The sequence below is a fragment of the Actinoplanes sp. NPDC026670 genome, from assembly GCF_040638175.1.
Classification (GTDB): Bacteria; Actinomycetota; Actinomycetes; order Mycobacteriales; family Micromonosporaceae; genus Actinoplanes.
The window spans coordinates 31,438-53,846 of record NZ_JBEZXU010000028.1; the positions used below are offsets into that span (position 1 = coordinate 31,438).

The 22,409-nt window shown below is 69.3% G+C and carries 15 protein-coding genes; 10 read left to right on the forward strand and 5 right to left on the reverse strand.

Annotated features, from left to right (window positions below):
- Window positions 1-21 precede the first annotated feature (21 nt).
- The 6 genes from AB0E94_RS26215 to AB0E94_RS26240 all read left to right on the forward strand — a co-directional run bounded on the left by AB0E94_RS26215 (window position 22) and on the right by AB0E94_RS26240 (window position 8,338).
- Complete coding sequence (locus AB0E94_RS26215) at window positions 22-1,011, forward strand: LacI family DNA-binding transcriptional regulator (RefSeq protein ID WP_360330738.1); 990 nt, start codon at window positions 22-24, stop codon at window positions 1,009-1,011.
- Between the two features lie 147 nt (window positions 1,012-1,158).
- Entirely contained in the window at window positions 1,159-2,478 is a 1,320-nt protein-coding gene (locus AB0E94_RS26220) for an extracellular solute-binding protein (RefSeq protein ID WP_360330741.1), read from the forward strand.
- A gap of 67 nt (window positions 2,479-2,545) precedes the next feature.
- Window positions 2,546-3,421 (forward strand): sugar ABC transporter permease, encoded by an 876-nt coding sequence (locus AB0E94_RS26225; protein ID WP_360330744.1) that lies wholly within the window; start codon window positions 2,546-2,548, stop codon window positions 3,419-3,421.
- 74 nt (window positions 3,422-3,495) lie between these two features.
- Window positions 3,496-4,347 (forward strand): carbohydrate ABC transporter permease, encoded by an 852-nt coding sequence (locus AB0E94_RS26230; RefSeq protein WP_360330747.1) that lies wholly within the window; start codon window positions 3,496-3,498, stop codon window positions 4,345-4,347.
- Between the two features lie 8 nt (window positions 4,348-4,355).
- Complete coding sequence (locus tag AB0E94_RS26235; protein WP_360330750.1) at window positions 4,356-6,446, forward strand: beta-galactosidase; 2,091 nt, start codon at window positions 4,356-4,358, stop codon at window positions 6,444-6,446.
- A gap of 101 nt (window positions 6,447-6,547) precedes the next feature.
- On the forward strand, window positions 6,548-8,338 hold the full coding sequence (locus tag AB0E94_RS26240) for an RICIN domain-containing protein (RefSeq protein WP_360330753.1): 1,791 nt from the start codon (window positions 6,548-6,550) through the stop codon (window positions 8,336-8,338).
- A gap of 201 nt (window positions 8,339-8,539) precedes the next feature.
- On the opposite strand, the gene AB0E94_RS26245 is transcribed toward AB0E94_RS26240, so the two are convergent.
- The gene (locus AB0E94_RS26245; RefSeq protein WP_360330756.1) at window positions 8,540-11,449 is read right to left on the reverse strand and encodes a VCBS repeat-containing protein; all 2,910 of its coding nucleotides are present in this window, start codon (window positions 11,447-11,449) and stop codon (window positions 8,540-8,542) included.
- A 163-nt stretch (window positions 11,450-11,612) separates the two neighbouring features.
- On the opposite strand from AB0E94_RS26245, the gene AB0E94_RS26250 reads away from it, so the two are divergent.
- Window positions 11,613-11,882 (forward strand): hypothetical protein, encoded by a 270-nt coding sequence (locus tag AB0E94_RS26250; RefSeq protein ID WP_360330758.1) that lies wholly within the window; start codon window positions 11,613-11,615, stop codon window positions 11,880-11,882.
- Window positions 11,883-12,091: 209 nt separating this feature from the next.
- Window positions 12,092-12,649 (forward strand): hypothetical protein, encoded by a 558-nt coding sequence (locus AB0E94_RS26255; RefSeq protein ID WP_360330760.1) that lies wholly within the window; start codon window positions 12,092-12,094, stop codon window positions 12,647-12,649.
- Window positions 12,650-12,656: 7 nt separating this feature from the next.
- On the opposite strand, the gene AB0E94_RS26260 is transcribed toward AB0E94_RS26255, so the two are convergent.
- On the reverse strand, window positions 12,657-13,727 hold the full coding sequence (locus AB0E94_RS26260) for an Lrp/AsnC family transcriptional regulator (RefSeq protein ID WP_360330763.1): 1,071 nt from the start codon (window positions 13,725-13,727) through the stop codon (window positions 12,657-12,659).
- Between the two features lie 71 nt (window positions 13,728-13,798).
- Here AB0E94_RS26260 and AB0E94_RS26265 point away from each other — a divergent pair, with 71 nt between their 5' ends.
- Both AB0E94_RS26265 and AB0E94_RS26270 read left to right on the forward strand, forming a co-directional pair.
- Complete coding sequence (locus AB0E94_RS26265; RefSeq protein WP_360330766.1) at window positions 13,799-15,208, forward strand: MFS transporter; 1,410 nt, start codon at window positions 13,799-13,801, stop codon at window positions 15,206-15,208.
- 122 nt (window positions 15,209-15,330) lie between these two features.
- Entirely contained in the window at window positions 15,331-16,242 is a 912-nt protein-coding gene (locus AB0E94_RS26270) for a hypothetical protein (protein WP_360330769.1), read from the forward strand.
- Between the two features lie 121 nt (window positions 16,243-16,363).
- Here the strand turns inward: AB0E94_RS26270 and AB0E94_RS26275 are convergent, their stop codons facing one another.
- The 3 genes from AB0E94_RS26275 to AB0E94_RS26285 all read right to left on the reverse strand — a co-directional run bounded on the left by AB0E94_RS26275 (window position 16,364) and on the right by AB0E94_RS26285 (window position 21,974).
- Complete coding sequence (locus tag AB0E94_RS26275; protein ID WP_360330771.1) at window positions 16,364-17,380, reverse strand: DUF916 domain-containing protein; 1,017 nt, start codon at window positions 17,378-17,380, stop codon at window positions 16,364-16,366.
- Between the two features lie 61 nt (window positions 17,381-17,441).
- Window positions 17,442-18,065 carry a hypothetical protein gene (locus AB0E94_RS26280; RefSeq protein ID WP_360330774.1) on the reverse strand — a complete coding sequence of 208 codons (624 nt, stop codon included), beginning with the start codon at window positions 18,063-18,065 and terminating at the stop codon, window positions 17,442-17,444.
- A 60-nt stretch (window positions 18,066-18,125) separates the two neighbouring features.
- Window positions 18,126-21,974 carry a ThuA domain-containing protein gene (locus AB0E94_RS26285; RefSeq protein WP_360330777.1) on the reverse strand — a complete coding sequence of 1,283 codons (3,849 nt, stop codon included), beginning with the start codon at window positions 21,972-21,974 and terminating at the stop codon, window positions 18,126-18,128.
- Window positions 21,975-22,409 lie beyond the last annotated feature (435 nt).

Here is a 22,409-nt window from a genome sequence, read left to right on the forward strand (position 1 = left end):
GGCAAGCGGCGCCCTGGCGGCATGGACGTTGCACGGCTCGTGGGTGTGTCGCAGAAGACGGTCTCGCGGGTCTTCAACAACGAGCCGACCGTCAGCGAGGAGACGCGTGAGCGGGTGCTCGCCGCGGCTCAGCAGCTCGGCTACCGTCCCAACACGGCCGCCCGCGCGCTGCTGACCGGGCGCCATCACCGCATCGGTGTGGTGTCACTGGGCACCGCGCACTTCGGGCCGTCGGCGCTGCTCGTGGCGTTGGAGAGGGCGGCCCGGCGGATCAGCTACTCGCTCACTGTCGCCACCTCGTTCGAGGACGACCCCGGCGGGCTGAAAGCCGCGGTCGACAACCTGCTGGTCCAGGGTGTCGACGCGATCATTCTGTCGGAGCCGGTCGACGAATCGGACGACCCTCTGGTGATCGACGTCCCCGTGCTCGCACTGGGCGCGACCCCGGAGGTGCAGGCCCCCACCGTACTGTCGGTACGGGCCGCTGAAGGCGGCGACGCGGCCGCCGAGGTGACCCGCTACCTGCTGGAACTCGGACACCGCACCGTGCACCACATCGCCGGGCCTCAGCAATGGTGGGCCGCGCGGGAGCGCCGGCAGAACTGGTCCGCATCGCTGGTGGCCGCGAACGCGGCCGTCCCGGACGCGCTCACCGGCGACTGGACCTCGCGCAGCGGCTATGAGCTCGGCCGTGAACTCGCCCGCGATCCCGAGGTCACCGCGATCTTCGCGGCGAACGACGAGATGGCCATCGGCGCCCTACGGTCGCTGCACGAGGCGGGCCGGCAGGTGCCCGGTGACGTGAGCGTGGCCGGCTTCGACGACATTCCGATCGCGGCGTACGTGTGGCCGTCGCTGACCACGGTCAGCTCCGACAACGCGGAACTCGCCGAGATTGGCCTGCGCTATCTGACCGACTTTCTCAACGACCCGGATCACGCTCCGCCGCCACCGCCCCAGCACGTGCATCGGATGGTGATCCGCAACTCGACGGCCCGGCCGTCCACATAAGGAGAAGTGTCGGCCGCCATGCACCGACCCCACGGCTGCGAACCCCGGGTCAGCGACGGCGGCCGACCAACACGAAGGAGAACCCCCATGTCAATATCTCGAGCACATGTTAGCCGCCGGCGTGCGCTGGCCGGGGCGCTGGCCTCAGTGACCTTTCTCGCCGTGCTCACCGGCTGCTCGGACTCGTCGCCGAGTGACACGGACACCGCACCAGCAGCGCCGGTCAGCCAGGCCGACATCGACAAGGCCATGACCACACCCACGACCCTCACCTTCTGGACCTGGGTCCCGGACATCCAGCAGCAGGTGACGCTGTTCCAGCAGAAGTACCCGGCGATCAAGGTCGACGTCGTCAATGCCGGTCAGGGCGCGGACGCCTACACCAAACTGCGCACCGCGTTGAAGGCCGGCACCGGCGCCCCGGACGTCGCGCAGATCGAGTACCAGTACATCCCGACGTTCTCCATCACGAACAGCCTGGTGGACCTGCGTCCGTACGGCGCCGAGGCGAACAAGGCGAAGTTCGTCGACTGGACCTGGGGCCAGGTGACCGGCCCGAAGGGGGAGATCCTGGCCTACCCGCAGGACACCGGCCCGATGGGCATGCTGTACCGGGCCGACATCTTCGACAAGTACGGCATCGAGGTGCCCGAGACCTGGGACGAATTCGCCGCCGCAGCCCGCAAGCTGCACGCCGCCGACCCGAAGGTCTACCTGACCAACATCTCCGCGAACGAGCCCGCCGGGTGGCACGGCCTGATGTGGCAGGCCGGGTCGAAGGCGTACACGGTCAACGGCGCCGAGGTCGGCCTGGCGGTCAACGACGAGATGTCGAAGAAGGTGGCCGGATACTGGGGCGGCCTGGCCGGCGAGGGTGTCGTGTCCACCGACCCCGACTTCACCGACAACTGGTACCAGAGTTTCAACAGCGGCAAGTACGCCACCTGGCTGACCGCCGCGTGGGGCCCGGTCTTCCTCAGCGGCAGCGCGAAGTCGACCGCCGGCAAATGGCGGGCCGCGCCGCTCCCGCAGTGGGACGCGACCAAGCCGGTCTCCGGCAACTGGGGCGGTTCCACCAGCGCCGTCATCACCGGGACGAAGAACACCATCGCGGCCGCGAAGTTCGCCGAGTTCCTGAACACCGACCCCGCGACCACGAAGATGTTCAGCACCGTCCAGAAGTTCTTCCCGGCCGCCAAGGCGGTGCTGGCCGACCCCGAGTTCACCGGCCAGAAGTCCGAGTTCTTCGGCGGCCAGGAGGTCAACAAACTGTTCGCCGAGATCAGCGGCACCGTCGACGTGGGCTGGCAGTGGCCGCCGTTCCTGGACCAGGCGTCCAAGGACTGGACGGAGACCACCGGCAAGGCCCTCGCCGACAAGGCCGACGCCGCCGCCGCGACCGATCAGTGGCAGTCCCGGCTCGAGACCTACGCCAAGGACCAGGGCTTCACCGTCACCGCAGGCTGACCGCCGTGCCGCCTCCCGCCGCTTCGAGCGGCGGGAGGTGCCCCACTCTCGCCCGATAGGAACACCGATGGCCAGGTCACAAACCGCCACTCGCGCGTACGTCTTCGTCAGTCCGTTCTTGATCTGTTTTGCCCTGCTCTTCCTGCTGCCGCTCGGCTACGCCGCCTACCTGAGCGTGTTCCGCGAGCAACTCGTCGGCGGCACCGCCTTCGTCGGCCTCGACAACTACCTGCGGGCCGTGCAGGACACGCGTCTGCTCGGCGGGGTGCTGCGGGTGGCGCTGTTCTTCCTGATCCAGGTCCCGGTCATGTTGCTGGTGGCCCTGGCTGTGGCACTCGCCGTCGACAGCGGTCTGCTGCGCTGGGCGAACACGTTCCGGCTGGGCGCCTTCATTCCGTACGCCGTGCCGAGCGTCGTCGCCGCGCTGATGTGGGGTTACCTCTACGGCCCCGACTTCGGCCCGCTGTCCCAACTGGGCGACCGGCTCGGGTACACCGCCCCGGCCCTGCTCTCCGACGGCTGGATGCCGGCCTCGCTCGGCAACATCGTGACCTGGGAATTCGCCGGATACAACATGATCATTCTGTACGCGGCGCTGCGCACCGTCCCCGCCGAACGCTACGAGGCCGCAGCCGTCGACGGCGCCGGCCCCTGGCGGACCGCCTGGCACATCAAACTGCCGGCGCTGCGCCCCGCCCTGCTGCTCTGCCTGATCTTCTCAGTGATCGGCAGCTTCCAGCTGTTCGCCGAGCCCAACCTGCTCCAGCGGCTCGCCCCCAACGTCATCGACTCCGCCTACACCCCCAACCTGTACGCCTACAGCCTCGCCTTCACCTCCCAGCAGGTGAACTACGCCGCCGCGGTCTCGTTCCTGCTCGGATTCGTGATCCTCGTCGTGTCGTACGCGGTCCTGTTCCTGACGAATCGGAGGCCCCACCGGTGACCGCGCCCACCATCGGCCGACCCGTGTCCCACAGCCCCACCGGTCGCCGGCCGACCCCAGTACGCCGCCGGCCGTTGCGCGAACGCCGGAGCAACCTGCTCACCCTGGGCATGGCGGCGCTGCTCGTCTACTTCCTGTTCCCGCTGTTCTGGCTGGTCATCGCCGCCACCAAGAACACCGGAGACCTGTTCTCCACCTTCGGCCTGTGGCTCGGCGAGGACTTCTCACTGTTCAGCAACATCCGCGCCACGCTCACCCACAACGGCGGCGAGTACGCCCGCTGGATGATCAACACCCTGGTGTACGCGGTGGTCAGCTCAGTCGGCGCGGCCTCGCTCGCGACCTTCGCCGGTTACGGGTTCGCCCGCTACACCTTCCGCGGCCGCGGCCCGCTGCTCGGCCTGATCCTGGGCACGATCATGGTCCCGACCACCGCCCTGGCCATCCCCACCTACCTGCTGTTCAGCAAAGTGGACCTGGTCAACACCCCATGGGCGATCATCCTGCCGTCGCTGGTCAGCCCGTTCGGCCTGTTCCTGATGTGGGTCTACGCCCGCGACGCGGTCTCCGAGAGCGTCCTGGAAGCAGCCCGCATCGACGGAGCCGGCGAACTGGCCATCTTCTTCCGGGTGACCGCCCGCAGCCTGATGCCCGGCTTCATCACGGTGCTGCTGTTCACCCTGGTGGCGACCTGGAACAACTACTTCCTGCCGCTGATCATGCTGAACGATCCGGCCTGGTACCCGATCACCGTCGGGCTCAGCTCGTGGTCCGCACAGGCGGTCGGCGGCAACGGTGCCAACGCCGAACTGCTCGCCTCCGTCGTCACCGGATCCCTGCTGTCGATCATCCCGCTCATCGCCGCGTTCCTCATGCTGCAGCGCTACTGGCAGTCCGGCCTGTCCGCCGGCGCCGTCAAGGAATAGGAGACCCTGTGCCCCAGCTACCCCCCGGTGTCCTGTTCGGCGCGGCCTACTACCACGAATACCGGGTCACCGGCGATCTCGACGGCGATCTCGACCTGATGGCCGAGGCCGGCTTCACGGTCATTCGCGTCGGTGAGTCGGTCTGGTCCACGTGGGAACCCGAGAACGGGCGCTTCGACCTGGACTGGCTGCGGCCGGTGCTGGACGGCGCGCACGAGCGCGGCATCGCCGTCGTCCTGGGCACCCCGACCTACGCCGTCCCGATGTGGCTGGCCCGCCAATACCCGGAGATCGCCGGGGAACGCGCCAGCGGGCAACCGATCCCGTGGGGCGCCCGGCAGGAGGTCGACTACACCCACCCCGCCTTCCGGCACCACGCCGAACGGGTGATCCGCAAAGTGATCGGCCACTACGCCGGCCATCCGGCCGTCATCGGCTTCCAGGTCGACAACGAACCCGGCTTCGAACTGTTCCACAACCACGGGGTGTTCCAGCGGTTCGTCGACGACCTGCGCCACACGTACGGCACGGTCGAGCGGCTCAACCACGAATGGGGGCTGGTCTACTGGTCGCACCGGCTGTCCACCTGGGCCGACCTGTGGCGGCCCGACGGCAACGCCCAACCGCAGTACGAGCTGGCCTGGCGCCGATTCCAGTCCCGCCAGACTGACGAGTTCATCGCCTGGCAGGCCGCCATCGTCCGCGAATACGCCACACCGCGGCAGTTCATCACGACCTGCCTCGCCTACGACAGGCCGGCCCTCGACGACACCACACTGTCCGCGAACCTGGACATCACCTCAGGCAACGCCTACTACGTGATGCAGGACGGCCTGGCACTGCCCGACACCCGTACACCGACCCAGACCTGGACCACCGACGGCGTCTGGGCGCTGTACCTCACCGGCGACCGGATGTACTCGTCGCGGCAGGACCGATTCCTGGTCGCCGAGACCAACGCCTCCTCGATCGGCTTCTCGTGGGACAGCCGGCCCGCCTACGACGGGCAGTGGCGCCAAGCCGCCTGGGCACTCGTCGCCCGCGGCGCCCGGATGATCGAGTACTGGCACTTCAACACCCTGCCGTGGGGCACCGAAACCTACTGGGGCGGGATTCTGCCGCACAGCGGGCAGCCCGGCCGCACCTACCGTGAGATCGCGCAACTCGGCGCCGACTTCAAACGGGCCGGTGACCTGCTCGACACCATGGTCCCGGACGCCGACGTCGCGATCCTGTGGTCCGTGCCCAGCCGCTGGATCATGCAGAAGTACCCGGCCCTGTCCCACCCGGACGCCACCCCCGACGACCGCGCCTACCAGGGACTCGTCGAACCGTTCTACCGCGGGGCCTTCGATGCCGGCCTCCAGGCGCGCATGCTGCACACCAACCAGCGGCCGGCCGCCGCAGACGCCGCCCGGCAATACCCCATTCTCGTCGCCGCCGGGCTCTATCTGGCCGACGACGACACCCTCGACTGGCTGCGCGAGTACGCCGAAGCCGGCGGACACCTCATCCTCGGCCCGCGCACCGGCTACGCCGATGAACAGGCCCGAGCCCGCCCCGACCGGATGCCGGCCCGCCTCGCGGCGGCCGCCGGAGTCTGGTACGACGAATTCAGTAACCTGCTCGCGCCGGTAGAGGTCACCGCCGGCGCCGAACTGACCGGTGCGGACGGCGCCGCGACGCGATGGATCGACGGCCTGAACGTGGACGGAGCCACCGTCCTGGCCACCTACCAGCACCCCCACTTCAAACGCTGGCCCGCCATCACCACCAACACCGCCGGGCGCGGCCGCATCACCTACGTCGGCACCGTCCCCGGCCTCACCCTTGCTGAAGCCGTCATGCGCTGGGCGAGCGCCGGGCGGGTGAATGCCTGGTCCGGCCTGCCCGCCGGCGTCACATGCACCAGCGCGACGACCGCAGATGGCCGGCGCCTGCGATTTCTGCACAACTGGTCGTTCGACCCGGCCGACTACCCGGTCCCGGCCGACTGCCACGACGTGCTCAACGACAAGCCCGTGCCCGCAGGCAGCGAACTCGGGCTGACTGCGTGGGACGTGCGGGTCCTGGTGGAGGATCCGACGTCGGAAGTGTGACTACGTAGCCATCGATCTTCCGCTCGCCGCGGCCGGCACGCGGGCGCACGGCTCCAGCCACCAAGAACTCCCCGAAGATCCCCCCGGAAGGAAACCAGCACATGGCCCCTGCGAAGAGAAGAGTCCTGACCACGATCGTGGCAGGTCTCGTGTCGGGAATAGCCGCACTGTCGGCGCTCCCCGCCGACGCGAGCCCGTCACCCCAGACGTTCTACCAGCTGCCGAGTAATTCCCAGTGCACCAAGGGAATCGGCAACTGCGTCGTCTACCCGAAGGCAGCCTCGCTGCCGAGCGGCCGCCTGGTCGCGGCGTTCGAGAAGGCGACGATCGGCCCGACCGGCTCCGCCTACGACCAGTCGATTCCGATCTACAAGAGCGACGACAACAACACGACATGGCAGCAGCTGGCGACCGTACGGGCACCGGCGTTCATGGGCGGCCCGGCGCGCTACACCAGCAACTGGACGAATCCGTACCTCTACGTGATGCCCCAGACGGTCGGCAGCCTCACCACCGGCACGCTGCTGCTGGCCTCGGTCGTCTCCGGCGAGGACGAATACTTCCGGGAGCACAAGGCTGCCGACCCCAGCTGGCAGCCGTCCAACGACGGTGACCGCCGCGACATGGCCATCGCTCTCTACAAGAGCACCGACAACGGAGCGTCCTGGAGCTTCGTGAACATCATCGCGACCGGCGGCTGGCAGGGCGGAAGCGCCGGCGCCATCGGCACCAACATCGCCAACGCCAACAGCTCCCGACAGGTCGACCCGGTGTGGGAGCCGTACCTGATGGTGCACAACAACGAGCTCATCGCCTACTACTCGGATGAGAACGACTACACCGGCTACAACGGGAACGGCTCGCTCAACCTGCGGGGCGACAACAACACCGCCACGGACTCACACGGCCAGGTGGTGGCCCACCGCGAGTGGGACGGCAACACGGCAACGCCATGGAGCGTGCCGTACGTCGATGTGACCGGCAGCACGCAAAGCGTTGCCGGCGTCAACCAGATCGGCGGGGGCCGACCCGGCATGCCCAACGTCGTGCCGACGACGAACGGCCAATGGCTGCTGACGTACGAGTACTTCGGCGGCGGCCAGAACGTGAAGCAGAAGATCTTCGCCGACCCGCTCAACTTCCGAGCGACAGGTGGTGCCGGCGGCACCGACATCGGCGCGCTTGCCGTAACCGGTGGCTCGCCGAGCCTGGCCACCGGCGGCAGCCCCGTCGTCATACGGCTGCCCGACGGCCGGCTCGTCTACAACGCCGCCGGCAGCGGCGACGTGTGGGTCAACTCCAGCGGCAGCAGCACCGGCGCATGGACTCGGCAGGCGACCCCGGTCGGCGCGGGATACAGCCGGAACCTGACATGGCACCAGCCGTCGGGTCGAGTCGTCATCCTGTCGGCAGGCTGGCCCAACGGCGGGATCATCACCCAGGTCGACATCTCACCAGGCGGCACAGCGGGTGCCTACTACGAGCGGATCACCAACCGCACCAGTGGCCGGGTCGTCGACGTGTTCGGGCAATCGACCGCCGACGGGGGAGACGTCCAGCAATGGGCGTGGAACGGCGGCTACAACCAGCAATGGGAGTTCCAGGACGCCGGCAGCGGGTACTTCCGGATCGTCAACCGCAACAGCGGCAAGTGCCTGGACGTCTACACGGCCTCAGCAGCGGATGGCGCCGATGTCGTTCAGTGGACCTGCAGCAACGGCACGAATCAGCAGTGGCAGGTGATCACGGCCGGAGGTTTCGCCGAGCTCCGGGCACGCCACAGCGGCAAATGCCTGGACGTGAACGCCCATTCGACCGTCGACGGCGCAAACATCCAGCAGTGGACCTGCACCGGAGCCAGCAACCAGCAGTGGACATTCGCAGCCGCGTAACTCTGCTCTGAAACAGTGGCCCCGACGGTACGTCCACCGTCGGGGCCACTGGATCCGGACCCGGAAACGGCGCCGACGGTGCAGCGGATGTTCGCCCAGCCGCTCACCGGACCCGCGGAGTCCCCGCCGATGGCGACGGTCCGCCCGTCCGTGATCCCGACGATGCACGTCACCGAATGCCTTTCGAGGAAACCCCCGGCTTCAGGGCCGGGACTGCCGGGGTGTGCCTGCCCAGGAGGGGAACTCACCGGCCTCCCTGTTCTCCACCAGGAACGAGCCGTCGCCGACCGCGTACGCGATCGGGATCGTGTGCCAGGCCGCAGGCCCGATCAGGGCGATGTCGGTGCGCCGGTCGCCGTTGAAGTCGCCCGTCATCGTCCTGGCGTCCGGAGCCGACGCCCAGCCGGCAAACTGCTCGATCCCACCGGCGGCGACGTTGCTCACCCGGAAACCGCCGTCGCCGTCACCCATCGCCACCGGCACGGTCACCCAGCCGGGCACGCCGGTCGCGGCCAGATCCGTGTGGCCGTCGCGATTGAAATCGGCGGACAGCACCGTGGCGCCCGGCGCCGACGCCCAGGCGGCGAACTGCTCGACCCCGCCGATCGCGGTGTTCGTGACCCGGAAAGCGCCCGTGCCGTCGGAGAACGCCACCGGCACCGTCACGAAGCCCGGCACGCCGGTCACCGCCAGATCCGTACGGCCGTCACCGTTGTAGTCGCCGGACACCACCTGGGCGCCCGGGAGCGCTGCCCAGCCCGCAAAATCCCGGACCGTCTGCCAGCCCTCGCCCATCGGGACGTTGGTGACCCGGAAACTGCCGTCGCCGTTGGAGAAGGCCACCGGCACCGTCTCGAAACCGGCGGGGCCGGTGACCGCCAGATCCATCCGGCCGTCACGGTTGAAGTCGCCCGGGAACACCCGAGCATCCGGCAAAGACGCCCACACGGTGAACTGCTCAACGCCGGTGGAGACGCTGGTGACCCGGAAACTGCCGTCACCATTGGAGAAGGCCACCGGCACGGTCACGGCACCGGGAGCACCAGCGACCGCGAGATCCGTACGCTCATCGCCGTTGAAGTCGCCCGCGAACACCGTGCCGCCGGCGGTAGCCGGCCAGCCCGCGCTGATCGGCAGGTTCGTGACCCGGAACGTGCCGTCCGGCACGGTGAACGCCATCGGCACCGTGGTGGAACCGGGCGGGCCGACGACCACGAAATCGGTGCGGCGATTGTGGTCGAAGTCGCCGGACAGCACCCGTGCGCCGGGCACGGCGGCCTGCGCGGCGAACTCGCCGACGGCCGGCGCGGGGACGTCCCGGACGTCGTGGCCGCCGTTCTCACGGGTGAGCGCCTGCGGCACGGTGCTGAAGCCGAGCTGGCCGACCAAGGTGATGTCGGACCGGCCGTCGAAGTTGACGTCACCGGTGACGGCGGTCGCGCGGCCGGCGATGCCGGGGCCGCCGCCCGAGAACACGCCGTCCGAGCTGCTCGTGTCGCACCGGCCGTCACCGTCGACGTCCCCCACCGTCACGTCGCCGATCGGGATGTCGGAGGTGTGCAGGAAGACCCACCGGCTACGGTCGCTCGACCGGTACCACCACGCCACACCGGTCGCCGCGAAGTCGTCCATGATGCCGTCGCCGTCGAAGTCACACTGCTTGAGCTGGGCGAACGGGTTGACGCCGAGCTGGTTGCGGTCCTCGAAGAAGCCGGACGGCCCGTCCACCATCGCGCCGTCACTGAAGGTGCCACCCCACTTCTGCGTGTGGCTGAAGACGTTGTCGTACGCCAGCATGCTGCCGTGCGGGCTGCCACGGACCTTCAGGCCATTGCCCTTGGTGTAGGTGATGGTGTTGAAGCGGACGTCGAAGCGGTGCCCGGCCACGCCACAGTTGTAGTGACCCGGCCAGCAGCTGTCCAACCCGTGCACGTCGATCTGATGCGTCGAGTCGCAGGGCGAGTTCTGCCCACCCTCCTTGAGCACGAGGTTGCGGTTGAACTGATAACCGGTGTTGGCCTGGCCGTCACTGGCCACGGCATGCCGGTTCCAATCGAAGACGCTGCGTTCGATCAGCACATACGCCCCTTTGGAGACCACCACGCCATACCCGGCGCCGTGCCCCCTCCCGAGACAGCCCCCGGAGTTCAGGTGCAGGTTGTGATGGATCCAGTTGTCGTGCAGCCAGACGGACGACCAGTCCTCGTACTCCATGCGCTGCATCGGGTCGATCACCGAGATGGCCGAACCGTTCCAGCCGTACAACTCGCTGTCGCCGATCTCCACGTTGACGGTCGAATCCACCTGGATGCCGGCGCTCGTCGGGTCGTCGCCTTCGGTCAGCCAGTGGGTCATGCCCCCGTCCAGCCGGATCCCGCTGATCCGCACGTTGTCCGACCGCGCCTCCTCGCCCCACGAGCCGATCACGAACAGGACCGAGGGACGTGTCAGGGTGAACAGCCGCGGCGCCCGCTGATGCCGCGCCTGGCCGCCGAGGATCTTGACGCCCGGGGCGATGTGCAGGTGTTCCAGGCCGCTCAGGTTCAGGTCCAGTCCGGGCCGGACCACCACCGTCGCGTTCGGAGTGCTGACCCCGCGCGCGAACATGTAGCGCTCGAACACCGTGTCGTGGTTGACGTCCACTCGCACCGGGTTCTGCCCGTCACCCGGCAGCGGATCCAGCACCGGCATGTCCACCTCGACCCGCACGGTCGTCAGCACCAGCGGATCCTCGACACCTCTCAACCGCACGGACAGCGTCCAGTCCGCGGAGCGATAGATCCCGACCTCCATGAGGATGTGAGAGGCATGGTCCACCGAGATCCGGCCGTCCGACTGGCCGTTGTCGAGGATGATGTCCTGCTGGTTACAGCTGTGGTGGAGGTCGTGCCGCACGTCCAGGAGCACCACGTCACCCCAGTCGTAGCGCTGCCCGTTCGGCTGAGAGAACCGCAGGCTCGCCGACGACTCGCGCTCGCATGCATCCGCCCGCGCCTGAGCTGAACCCGGGGCCACGACCAGCACCCCGGCCAGGACCATCAGCGCGACGGCGCTCAACGACACGAGGCGGCGCCACATCCGCTCCCATTGATACCCGATGCCGACCACCATCACATCTCCCCAGCGTAGGTAAGGACACCACCCTGGAGGGCGTTCCATCGCCGTTCCACTGTGTGGCGTCGCTGTCCCGCAGACCTGAGGCCGATGGAACACCACTGGAACGCCCTTCCGTCAGGAACGTCAACACCACCTGAGACGTACGGAAGGGAAGCGCATGAGGAAAACAGTCGCCGCCCTGGCGATGGCCGGGGCGATCGCGTTCGGCAGCGTGGCCGCCGCCCCGGCCCACGCGGGAGTGGCCATCCAGGCCACGTGCGCCCAGATCCAGCAGCAGATCGTGAACCTGGAGGAACGCGAACGCGCGCTGCAGGACCGCCTGAACCACGCCGCCGCGTGGGAGAAACCGGCGATCGTCCGGATGATCGTCGCAGTCCAGGTACGGATCGCCGACCTACTGGCCGAGCTGGAGACCTGCTCCGGCTGACCGCCGGACTCCGGGACCGTCCCACGGCGTGCGGGGCGGTCCCTCCCCGGACTTCGCGTCGGTTGACACCGGGCGTCGGCTCACCCCGAGCGGAGAACCGCAGCCCGTCCTGAGCCGGCTCGAAGAAGGATCCGGGCGTGGACACCGGGGTAAACGGCGGATCCGAGTATTCAGCGGGCCGGTAGCGGGGTTCTGCCGACCATGACCTGGTGACCATGACGAATCAGCAAGCCGCGGCGCGGGTGTCGGTGCGCCGGCGGGGCTTTCGGTGTGAGGTGCGGCTGGGAGATCTGCGGGTGCTCGTCCCGGACCGCCGGGGCATGCAGTACCTGGCGGTGCTGACCGCGAACGCGGAACAGGACATTGCCGCGGTGACGCTGGTGTCGGGCACCCTCACCGGTGACTGGAGCGGGGGAGTGCCGTCAAAGGCACAGCCGGTCCTCGACGACGTCGCGCGCCACCGCTACCGGCAGCGGCTCTCCGAACTGGACGAGGCGATCACCGCCAGCGAAACCGCCGGCGACACGGCACGGCACGACGCGCTGACCGGCGAACGGCAATGGCTGCTACGGGAGCTGGCCGCGGCGGCCGGGTTCGGCGGGCGTGCCCGCGGGTTCGCCACCGACGAGGAGCGGGCCCGGGTGGCCGTGGGCAAGGCGATCCGCCGGGCGATCGACCACATCGGCCGGGACGCGCCGGCCATCGGCGAGCACCTGCGGCGGCGCGTGCACACCGGCAGGTACTGCGTCTATCTGCCGGCCCGGTGACCGTCTCTCACCGATCGCGCAGACGGCCGAGGAACGCCGACTCCCGGTCGGCGGCCTTGCTGTCCGACCACAGACCGACCGGCACCAGCCGGATGTTGCGGCCACGCGGGTCCAGGATGTGCCCGCCGAGTTTCAACGGCCAGAGCGTGACCGCCCGGTCGGCGATGACCAGGTCGGGAATGCGGTCGGCGAGATGCGACTCCAACACCGGAAGATCATCGAGGGTACGCAACCAGACCGTGAACACGAGATTGTGCCGTCCCGTCAGCGACATGCACATGCGTACCTCGCGCAGGCCGATGAGCTGTGCCGCGATCCGGGCGGAGCCGCTGGGCGGAACCGAGCCCCACAGGGTCGCCCCGGCCGGCCAGCCGGAGAAGCCCCGGGCCACGTCGCAGCGGTAGACCAGGGTGCGGTTGGCCTCCATCCGGGTCAGCCGGCGTTGCACGGTGGTGGGACTCATGCCCGTACGGTGGGCGAGTTCCACGACGGACCGGCGCGGGTTCGTGCTCATCGCCGCCACCAGCGCCATGTCGGCCTCGTCCGGGTCGGCCCGCTCGTCACCGGTGGCCGGCCGCCGGTCCTCGTGCAGGACGGCCAACTGCCGCTCGGTGAGCCGGTCGACCCGCCACAGGGTGCCGTCGCGGTGCAGCGCGGTCACGATCTGCGACCGGATGGCCGTCACGCCCTCCAACTCGCTGAGACAGAAGCCGACGTACCGTGCCTGCGACGCACGGTCGGCGAACGCCGCGGTCACCATCAGGTCGCACGGCCCGGTGACGTGGGCGACGTTGACCGTGTGCGGGTCGTCGAGCAGTTGTTCGGCGACCGAGTAGAGGCGGGCCGGTGCGCAGTCGATCTCGATGACCACCACGGTCGGCGACACTCCGGGCATCCGCATCGGATGGCAGCTCATCCACGCCAGCCCGGCCTCGGTCATGCGGGCCCACCGGCGGGCGGCGGTCGACGACGACACTTCGGCCGCCTGTCCGATCCGCTGCCAGTCGGCACGTGGCGCGGCCTGCAGCGCCGCCACGATCCGTAGATCGGCGTCATCAATTTCGGTGGTTTCCCGCACAGCAGCCCCCTGGCACGGCGTATGCGAGCATCCTGCCGGTCCGGGCGTTGTGCGGCCGCACAATGTCGGGCATGCGTCAAGCTCCCACGTGGTCCGGACCCGTACGGCTGCTCGTCCTCCTCGAGATCACCAGCGGTTGCCTGCAGTTCGGGCTGGTGCCGTTGCTCCCGGCGATCGGCGATCGGCTGGACGTGTCCGACGCCGAACTGTCCTGGGTGATCGCGGTCCAGTTGCTGTCGGCCGCGGTGTGCGTGCCGGTGCTGGGCCGCCTGGGTGACCGGCACGGCTACCGGCGGGTGCTGCGGGTCAGCGTGCTTCTGCTCGCCGCAGGCACCCTGCTGGTCGCTCTCGCCCCGTCGTTTCCGGCACTGCTGGCCGGCCGGGTGGCGCAGGGCCCCCTGGCGGCGCTGCTGCCACTGGAGATCGCTCTGGTGCGCGCGGCGCTGCCGGTGGAGACGGCACGCCGCGCCATCGCCCGGCTGGTCGGCGGCCTCACCCTCGGCGCCCTGCTCGGTTCGGTCGCGACCGGCGCCGTCGCGTCGATCACCGGCGACGTACGGCTGGCGCTGCTGCTGCCGGCGGCCATGACGATCGCCTGCGTGCCGCTGTGCTTCGCGAACCTCCCGCAGTCACCACGCCGCCCCGAGGTACGGATGGACTGGCCCGGCGCTGTCCTGCTGGCCGCCGGCACGGTCAGCCTGCTCGTCGGCCTGTCCGAGTCCGGCCACCCCGGCTTCGCCGCCGCCGGTGTCGTGCTGCTGGTGGTTTTCGGCGCGGTCCAGTGGCGGGCCGCCGATCCGCTCATCGACGTGCGGGCGATGTCCCGGCGGCAGGTGCTGCCCTACTACGGCGCCAGCGCGCTCTTCGGCGTCGCATACTTCGGCAGCAAGGCACCGAACAGCGCGTTCCTGGCCGCCCGTCCGGAGGAGGCAGGCTACGGCTTCGGGCTCGGCGCGTTCGCCATCTCGCTGGTGCTGCTGCCCGGCATCGTGTTCAGCATCGTCACCTCGCTGTCGACCGCGCGTCTCGCCCGGCGCCTGGGCTACCGCGCCTGCGTCGTGATCGCCTTCGCCGTCCTGGCAGCCGGGTTCGTCGCGCTCGCTTCGGCCAGAGGCAGTCTGCCCGCCGTCTGCCTGGCCACGGCGATCATCGGCGCCGGCATCGGGCTGGCAATGGGCGCCCTGCCCACGGTCATCGTCGAGGGCGCGCCCGAAGACCGTTCCGGTATCGCCGCGGCCCTGTACAACAACAGCAAGGTGGTCGGCGGCGCCCTGGCCGGCGGTGGTCTCGCGGCGCTCACCGCCCAGCTGACCCCGGCGGGGACGGGCGTGCCGGCCGAGGAGAGTTTCATCGCAGTGTGGCTGATCGCGGCGACCTGCGCGGCGGTGGCAGCGGCCACCGTTGCCCGCGGCGGATCAGGCCGGGCTCCGGCGGGTCACCTGGCCGAGTCTACGTCTGCGGCCCGAGGCGCCATCCGATAACCGGAGCTATCAGGTTCGTCCTCGTTGTAGATGTCAAGGACAAACGGTCCTCGTCGTCTGCGTGTCGCAGGACTCAGGCGGCCGGCGCTCCGGCCGCGAGGATAACCATTACAGTCGCATTCGTGAGCGCAGATCAGGGTCTTGTCCGGGTGTCCGATTCGTTCGGCGTACGCCGTACTCGAGCCGGATCGATCCTCGCGGATGACGGGACAAACTATCAGGTCAAGTGGGACGACACCGATGAGGAAGAGCTTGTCCCACGGGGCGCCGGCGTTCACGTCGCGACGAGGGGTTCGCTGCGTTTCCTGGCTCTGTCCGACTCCCGGCTGTTCCACGCCGTCTTCGCCCAAGAGCCCCTCGCGGTGGTTCTCCACCTGTTGGCCGAGTCGTCGGTCCCGCTGAAGGTGCGAGAGATCCGGGAGCGAATGGCCGAGCTCGGTCTCCGGAACGAGACTTGGGCCCGGCACGGGCCCCGCGCGCTGGCGGTTCTGCCCAAGTGGCCGAATGTCGTCCGACGGCAGAAGGGCGACACTCTGGCCTACGCCTGGGTGGGGGACGACCTTCCCGAACTCCCGTCAGAGGTCGAGCCTGACCCGGCGCCGGCGCCGGCGTTGGCACCTACGCCCGCGCCCGTGTCGAAGCCCGCTCCTTCCCCCGCCAAGCCGATCGCGGCTGCGACACCGGCCGAACCGGCGGCGCCGTCCGCCGAGCGCCTCCGGCGCCAGATGAGCGCCGCGCGGAGCCTCGGCGAGGTCGCTCGACTGCTCACGCTCCCGAGAGAGTTCGTGGCTGAGCTGTCACCGGAGATGGTCGCCAGCGCGTTCCGCCGGGTCGCCGCTGAGGATCGGCTGGTCGCGGGCTGGCTCGACGCCCTGACCGCCTCCGGGCCGATCGGTGCGCTGACCGAGGAACTGGCGACGGCCCGGGCGGCGAACGCCGCACTCCAGAGCCGGGTCGATGAGCTGGAGGAGTGGTGGACGGCCCTTGAACAGAGCACCGATCCGGGCGCCGCAATCCATCAGCCGGGCAGCTGAGGAGCTGAGAACGCTCGCCGATCAGGTCCACGCGGCTCTCACTCGGGGATGGGCACGAGGCGACAAGACTTGAACGCGTTGGACGCGGCGCTGGTCGCGAGCATGAACTGCCGTTGCAGGATCAGCCCGCGGATCGGCGACCCTCCTCACGGGCGAGCTCCAGCATCCGGGTTATCCGGCGGCGGCGCAGGCGGACCGCCGTGCGCAGAGCCAGCGCCAGCGCGACGACTGCAATCGTCAGGACGAGCTGTGCCCATGGCAGCGCCCAGGTGGTCACCGTGACGGTTGTTGGGGCGGCGACGGTGCTGGTTCCTGTGGTGCCGAGGATCGACGGGGTCAGCGTGAGCGTGGTCCGCAACCGGCCCGCCGCCCACACCCCGCCGATGCTGACGTCTGTCGTGTGGTTGCCGCCGGGCAGTAGTTCGCCCCCGCTGATGTCCCGGCCGCGGACGTGCGCGCCGAACAGTTCGGCGACCTCGGCCCGGCCGCGGGCTTCGACCCGGACGTTGCCGGTGTTGGCTGCCGCGTACGTCAGATGGATCGTGCCGGAGCGCAGCGGGTTCCAGGATCGTTCGTAGCGGACCTTGACGTTCTCAGCCGACAGGGCCGGGCGGAGCGTGCCGCCGGAGCGCATCAGCACCCGGAACCCGACGCGGCTCTCCAGTTGCACCGTGCCCGTGCCGCTGACGACCGACGCGGCGATGCCCGCCGGGTGGTCGCCCGGGGTGGCGTTTCGCGGGACGGTGATGGTGAACGGCACCACCTTGGTCTCGTTCGCCGCGACGGTCACCGTTTTCTGCACGGCGATCCAGGTTCCGCCGTCTGTGGACGGCCGGTCCGAGGCGAGCATGTTGAAGCGGCCCTTGTCCGTGAGGTACCCGTCGGCGGCGCTGAGGGCGAAGTTCGCGGAGGCGTCGCTGAGGTTGCGTACCGCCAGGTGTTCGGTGAGCACCGTTCCCGGCTCCAGGTCGCGCTCGATCCAGCGGCGGCCGTCCGGGCCGCCGGCGGTGGCCGGCTGGACCGTCCAGGTGAGCGTGGCGCGGCCTGGTTCGGCGGTCGCCACGTCCGGGGTGAGGGGAACGGCGAGGGCGGTGACGAGGAGCGCGGTGAGTGCCCGGCGCGGGAGGTGGAAGGTCAAGGTGGAGTCCTTCGACAGCGGGGGGCCGGCGGGGGCCGTGGTGGCCCCCCGCCGGATCGGATCACTCGAACAGGGAGATCGTCAGGGTCCCTTGGTACGACCCGGCGGCTACGTCCGCCGGGGTTCGCAGGTACAGGTCGGCGTTCACCGTGTACGAGTCGCCGACGACCGCCGCCGAGTCATACGTGGAGACCAGGAGTTCCTGGTCGGTCAGGCCGACGTTGTTACCGGGCTGGGTCGGGTCGTCGATGACCGTCACCACCTCTTCGCCCTCGGTCACCTGACCGCTGGTGCCGCCGTCGATCAGGCGCGGCTTCCAGCCGAGGTGACCGGCGGAGATCGAGGGCTGCCCGGCGGTACCGGTGAAGGCGCTCGAACTGCCCAGTACGGCCCAGTTCGCGCCGGCCGGCACCTCGTCCGCGGTGCGCGTGTCGGTGACGGTCACCGTCGGCAGGGTCCCGGTGAACTGCCGGACGAGGAGGTCCGAGCCGTTCTCCTGCAGGGTGACCGCGTTGCCGGCGATGCTGAGCGCGAGCACGCCCGGCTCCTTGATCTCGGTGATGTCGACGGTCACCCGGACGTCGGTCGAGTCGCCGGGCTCGGCCCAGACAGCCGACGGGAAGGCAGCCGCGACGGCGACGACCGCCCCAACGGTTATGGGGCGCAAGCGGTTGCGCGCGTTCATGTGTACTCCAGAAAAGGCATGTGTACTCCGGACGGAAACAGAGGGGACGGGAACAGCCGGTCAGGTGCCGCAGGTTTTGGCGGCGTATTCGGCGTTGACGGTGGTGGTGACGTCCCCGCCGCCGACGGTGCCGGTGGCCCGAACGGTCACCGAACCGGCCGGGACCGCTGCCGCCCGTACCGCGAACTGCTGGAAGGCGGCGGCGCCGGGGGCGACGTCGGCGAAGGTCCGGTTGCCGTACGGGGTCTCCACGACGACGTCGACCGGCGAGTCGTGGTCGTTGAGCACCCGTACCGCGACGTACGCCTTGCCGGCGATGCACCGGGGCTCGGCGGTCACGGTGACGGGTACCTCGGCGGAGGTCTCGTTGTAGATCGCCGCCACGTCCGCCGCGCTCAGGGTGGACGTGTACACCCGTACGTCGTCCATCAGACCGTCGAATGCCACGTCCGGGAAGCCGTTGCGACCCAGCCAGTTGTTCGTCGTCGGGCCGACCTCGGTCATCCCGACGGTCAGGTCGTTCCGGGTCGCGATCGCCTCGCCGTTGAGGTACAGCGTGCCGGTCGAACCCTGCCGGGTGAAGGCCACGTGGTTCCACTCGCCGGCGGCCACGTCCCGGACCGGAGTGGCGTAGATCCGCTGCTCAGGGCCGGTCTTACCCTTGAAGGTGACCGCGAGTCCGGTGTTGCCTGCGGCCTGGGTCTGCATCTGGATCTGGAAATAGCTCCCGGCGGCGGCGAGCCCGTCACCGATGTGGAACAGGCCGGTCCAGTTGCTCTTCGTGTCGGGGCGCACCCAGAACGCGGTGGTGAAGTTCGCCGCGCCCATCAGCAGGTTGTCCGGCAGGTCGACCGCGTTGGCGTTGCTGCCGCCGGGCAGGTTGATCGCCTTGCCGTGCACACCGTCGTCGGACCAGCCCGTGTCCCCGGTCAGGACGGCAGGTCCGGCCCCGCCTCCCTCGCCGGTGTTGGCGGCGGTGGTACCCCTGCCCTCCTCGAACTCGTACCGGACCGGCATGCCGGTGGCCGTTGACGGTGGGGCGTTGTCGCCGACCACCACCAGGTCGTCGATCATGAGCCCGGCGCCGCTGCCTGGACCCCTGATGGTCAGGGTCTGCTTCGCCGTCGCGGCCGTGAACGTGCCGGAGTAGGTGGCGTAGCTGGCGTTGGACGGCTGACCGGTGGTCGCGGTGATCGTGGCGTTCAGGTTGCCGACTGTCAGGATGCCGTTCGCCGCCTCTGACCCGGAGGACCGGTTGTCCCGGGCATACCTCAGTGACACCCGGTAGGTGGTGCCCGGTGTCAGGTCGGTGAGGGTGCGCTGGATGTTGCCGGCGCCGCCCAGGCCGAGCTGGTAACCGGTGAGGCCGAGGCCACCCTGACCGGTGGCGGTGCCCCGGACCAGCTGGACCTGGCTGTCGACCGTCCACGGCCACATCCGGTTGTTGCCGGCGGCAACGTCGACGGTCGCGGGCGGGTTGCCGGTACGCCACTCGCCGGGCACCCGCGGGTACTCGAACTGGTCCACGACCCGCGGGTTGAGCTGGGTCAGCTTGACCGACGGGTCGATCTTGACGATCTTCGCGGCCGACGGGGTGCCGTTGCTGTCCCAGACGAACAGCATGTACGAGCCGGGAGGCGCGTAGTTGCCGTTCACCGGCGCGGTGATGTTGACCGTGGAGCCGGACTGGCTGAACGCCAGGTCCAGGAAGTTCTGGTCGTTGTTGAAGCCGTGCGTCACCGAGCCGTTACGGACCAGCGTGACCCGGGAGACCGTACCGGTCGCAGTGACCTGGAAGTTGCCGTTGTAACCGATCTTCTCCGGCGCGGTGTTGATCACCGGGCGCGGAGCGGCGTCGTTGCCGTCGAACAGGTACCCGGGCGAGTAGTACTCGACGTCGGTGTAGTTGCGCGGGCCGGGGGCGCCACCGCCACCGATCATCACGCGGCCGTCGGGCAGCAGCAGCGCCGTGGAGTGGTAGAGCCGGGCATGCTCGTGCGGGAGGGCGACCTCGGTCCAGTTGCCGGTGGCCGGGTCCCAGATCTCGGGGTTGGTGACGTATCCGTCGTTGCCGTTGTTCGACCGGCTGCCACCAGTGACCAGCACCTTGCCGTCGGGCAGGAGGGTCGCGGTGGCCCAGTGACGCTGGTGCTTCATCGGACTCGTCGCCGTGACGACCGGGTTGGCGGTGCCGCCGGTGATGTCGACGGTGAAGGCGGCGCGGGCGCCGTCGGGGCCGCCGCCGTTGGCCCACCAGCCGCCACCGACCTGGAGGATCTTGCCGGGGCGATACATGACGGCGGTGGACGTGGCGCCGACCGGGTTGCCGTTGCCGCCCTGGTTGGCGATGTCGCCCGGCAGGGTGCCACGTAGGACGATCTGGCCGGTGCCGTTGTTGCCGGCGGGGTTGAGCTCGTACATCTGGGTGCCGGTGATGTTGAACAGCGTCCCGGTCGTCGGGGCGACGAACGCCCGCGGGTACCACCAGCGGTTCTCGTCCTGGCCGGGGTGGTCGGACCCGCCGTCACCGTACGCGGCGGTGCTCCTGGCGCCGGTGAGCAGCTTCCAGCCGGACTCCGACTCCGGGGTGTAGATCTCCGGGGTGAGCACCCCGGGGCCACCGGGACCGCCACGGAGGCTTCCGCCCTGCACGACGACGTCACCGTTGGGCATGGTGGTGCCGGTCGGGTACCAGCGGGGGATGTTCATGGGCGCTTCGTTCTGCAGCCCGTTGTTCGTGCTGTAGCTGGTGACGCCGATGGCCGCGTCGTTCGGGGCGTTGCCGCCCAGGCTGTCGTCACCGCCGACCGTCATCGTGGAGTGGTCGTGCGGGCTCTGCACCTGCATGGAGCAGAACAGGTCGGTGTACGTGGTGTTCGGGATGATGCCCGCGCGCAGGTTCGCCAAGGTTCGTGGCTGCGCGGGGTTCCAGATGTCGACCTCCATGTGGCCGCCCTGGGTGACCGAGTCGTTGCCGGTCCAGTCGTACGGCGTGGTGTCGTTGCCCCAGCCGCCGACGCTGCCGAACGACTGCACCCGGCCGTCGGAGGTCAGCGCCATGTTGATCGGGACCAGCGGCCACGGCGTGACACCGCTCCAGGCGCCGGCGGTGTCCTTGACCGGCGGCGAGCAGTCCGCGGCGAGTAGCTTGGCGGCGTAGGCGAGGCCGTTCTTCATCTGCGCACGCATGTACGGTTCGCCGTACGCAGTGCCTTCGTGGCCCATGGAGGTGTACCAGGACCGGCCGGAGTCGATCTTCTGGCACCAGGTGACCGGGTGTGAGGAACCCTGCCGGCCCATGCCGTAGGAGGTCTCGTCGGCCTCGATCAGGGTACGTACCCAGGGTGCCGGGTTGACCACCCAGTCGTACCATTCGTCGCTGCGGGTGATCGAGGCGGTCACGCCCTGGGTGAGCGGGTGGCTGGTGTCCTTGACCACCACGCGGCCGGGGCGGACGCCGGGGTTCTCCGGGTGGCCCTCGGAGACGGCGCCGACCAGGCGGGCGTAGAACGGGTTGACGTCGTGCTCGCTCTCGCCGACCGACCAGCCGGTGTAGTGCAGGCCCAGGTAACCGCCGCCGGCACGGATGTACGCCTCCAGCGCGGACCGCTGGGCGGCGTTGAACAGCACGCCACCGGTCTGGGCGAAGACGACGGTGTCCTTGTCGGCCAGGTTGCTGGTGTTGAAGACCGAGGGGTCGTCGGTCTCCTGGATCTCCACCGGCTGCCCGTACTGCGTGCCGAGTTCATTGACCAGGTCGCGTACGGCCTGCCGCGCCTGCACGTGGGAGGCATGGAAGTTGGGCTTGTAGAACAGCAACACGTTGAGCCGGCCGTCGGTGTCAGGGGCGGCGAGTGCTGTGGCGGGGAAGGTGACTGAGGCCGTCGTCCCGGCGACTAGCGCCAGCACGACCGAAGCCACCGCGGCCCGGCCAGACAAACCCCTGGAAAGCCGGGCTAAATATCTAAATATGCGGAAACGGGCAGACCTGTAGGGCGCTTTCATAGGAGATCCCTCGAGGTTCGGCGGACGTGACGGTGAGACGGAACCGCCACGGAGGGCCTGAACGTAGGACACGCCCCAATGCACAGTCAAGAACTGCGTCCACATATGTGGATCGAATCTTCTGGCGTCTGTGTATGGGAATCGAGTACGAATCCCCGACATGCATGCATCTCGATGGGTACTTTCTCCGACCGGGCCGGCCACGGCGGCTCACCGAGCATGATCGGTCGCGGATCGTGGCGCTGGTCAAGACGACGTCACCGGACGGTTGCACTACACCCCGGCCGGCGAAGAGTCGGTCCAGGACGACGAGACGTCCACTGCCGCGGGGTGGTCCCT

Bases quoted from the DNA above. Each gene is read 5' to 3' on its own strand.
- AB0E94_RS26280 (WP_360330774.1), bottom strand. From the start codon at position 18,065: ATGAACGCGCGCAACCGCTTGCGCCCCATAACCGTTGGGGCGGTCGTC.
- AB0E94_RS26215 (WP_360330738.1), top strand. From the start codon at position 22: ATGGACGTTGCACGGCTCGTGGGTGTGTCGCAGAAGACGGTCTCGCGG.
- AB0E94_RS26250 (WP_360330758.1), top strand. From the start codon at position 11,613: ATGAGGAAAACAGTCGCCGCCCTGGCGATGGCCGGGGCGATCGCGTTC.
- AB0E94_RS26245 (WP_360330756.1), bottom strand. From the start codon at position 11,449: ATGGTGGTCGGCATCGGGTATCAATGGGAGCGGATGTGGCGCCGCCTC.
- AB0E94_RS26225 (WP_360330744.1), top strand. From the start codon at position 2,546: ATGGCCAGGTCACAAACCGCCACTCGCGCGTACGTCTTCGTCAGTCCG.
- AB0E94_RS26265 (WP_360330766.1), top strand. From the start codon at position 13,799: ATGCGTCAAGCTCCCACGTGGTCCGGACCCGTACGGCTGCTCGTCCTC.
- AB0E94_RS26240 (WP_360330753.1), top strand. From the start codon at position 6,548: ATGGCCCCTGCGAAGAGAAGAGTCCTGACCACGATCGTGGCAGGTCTC.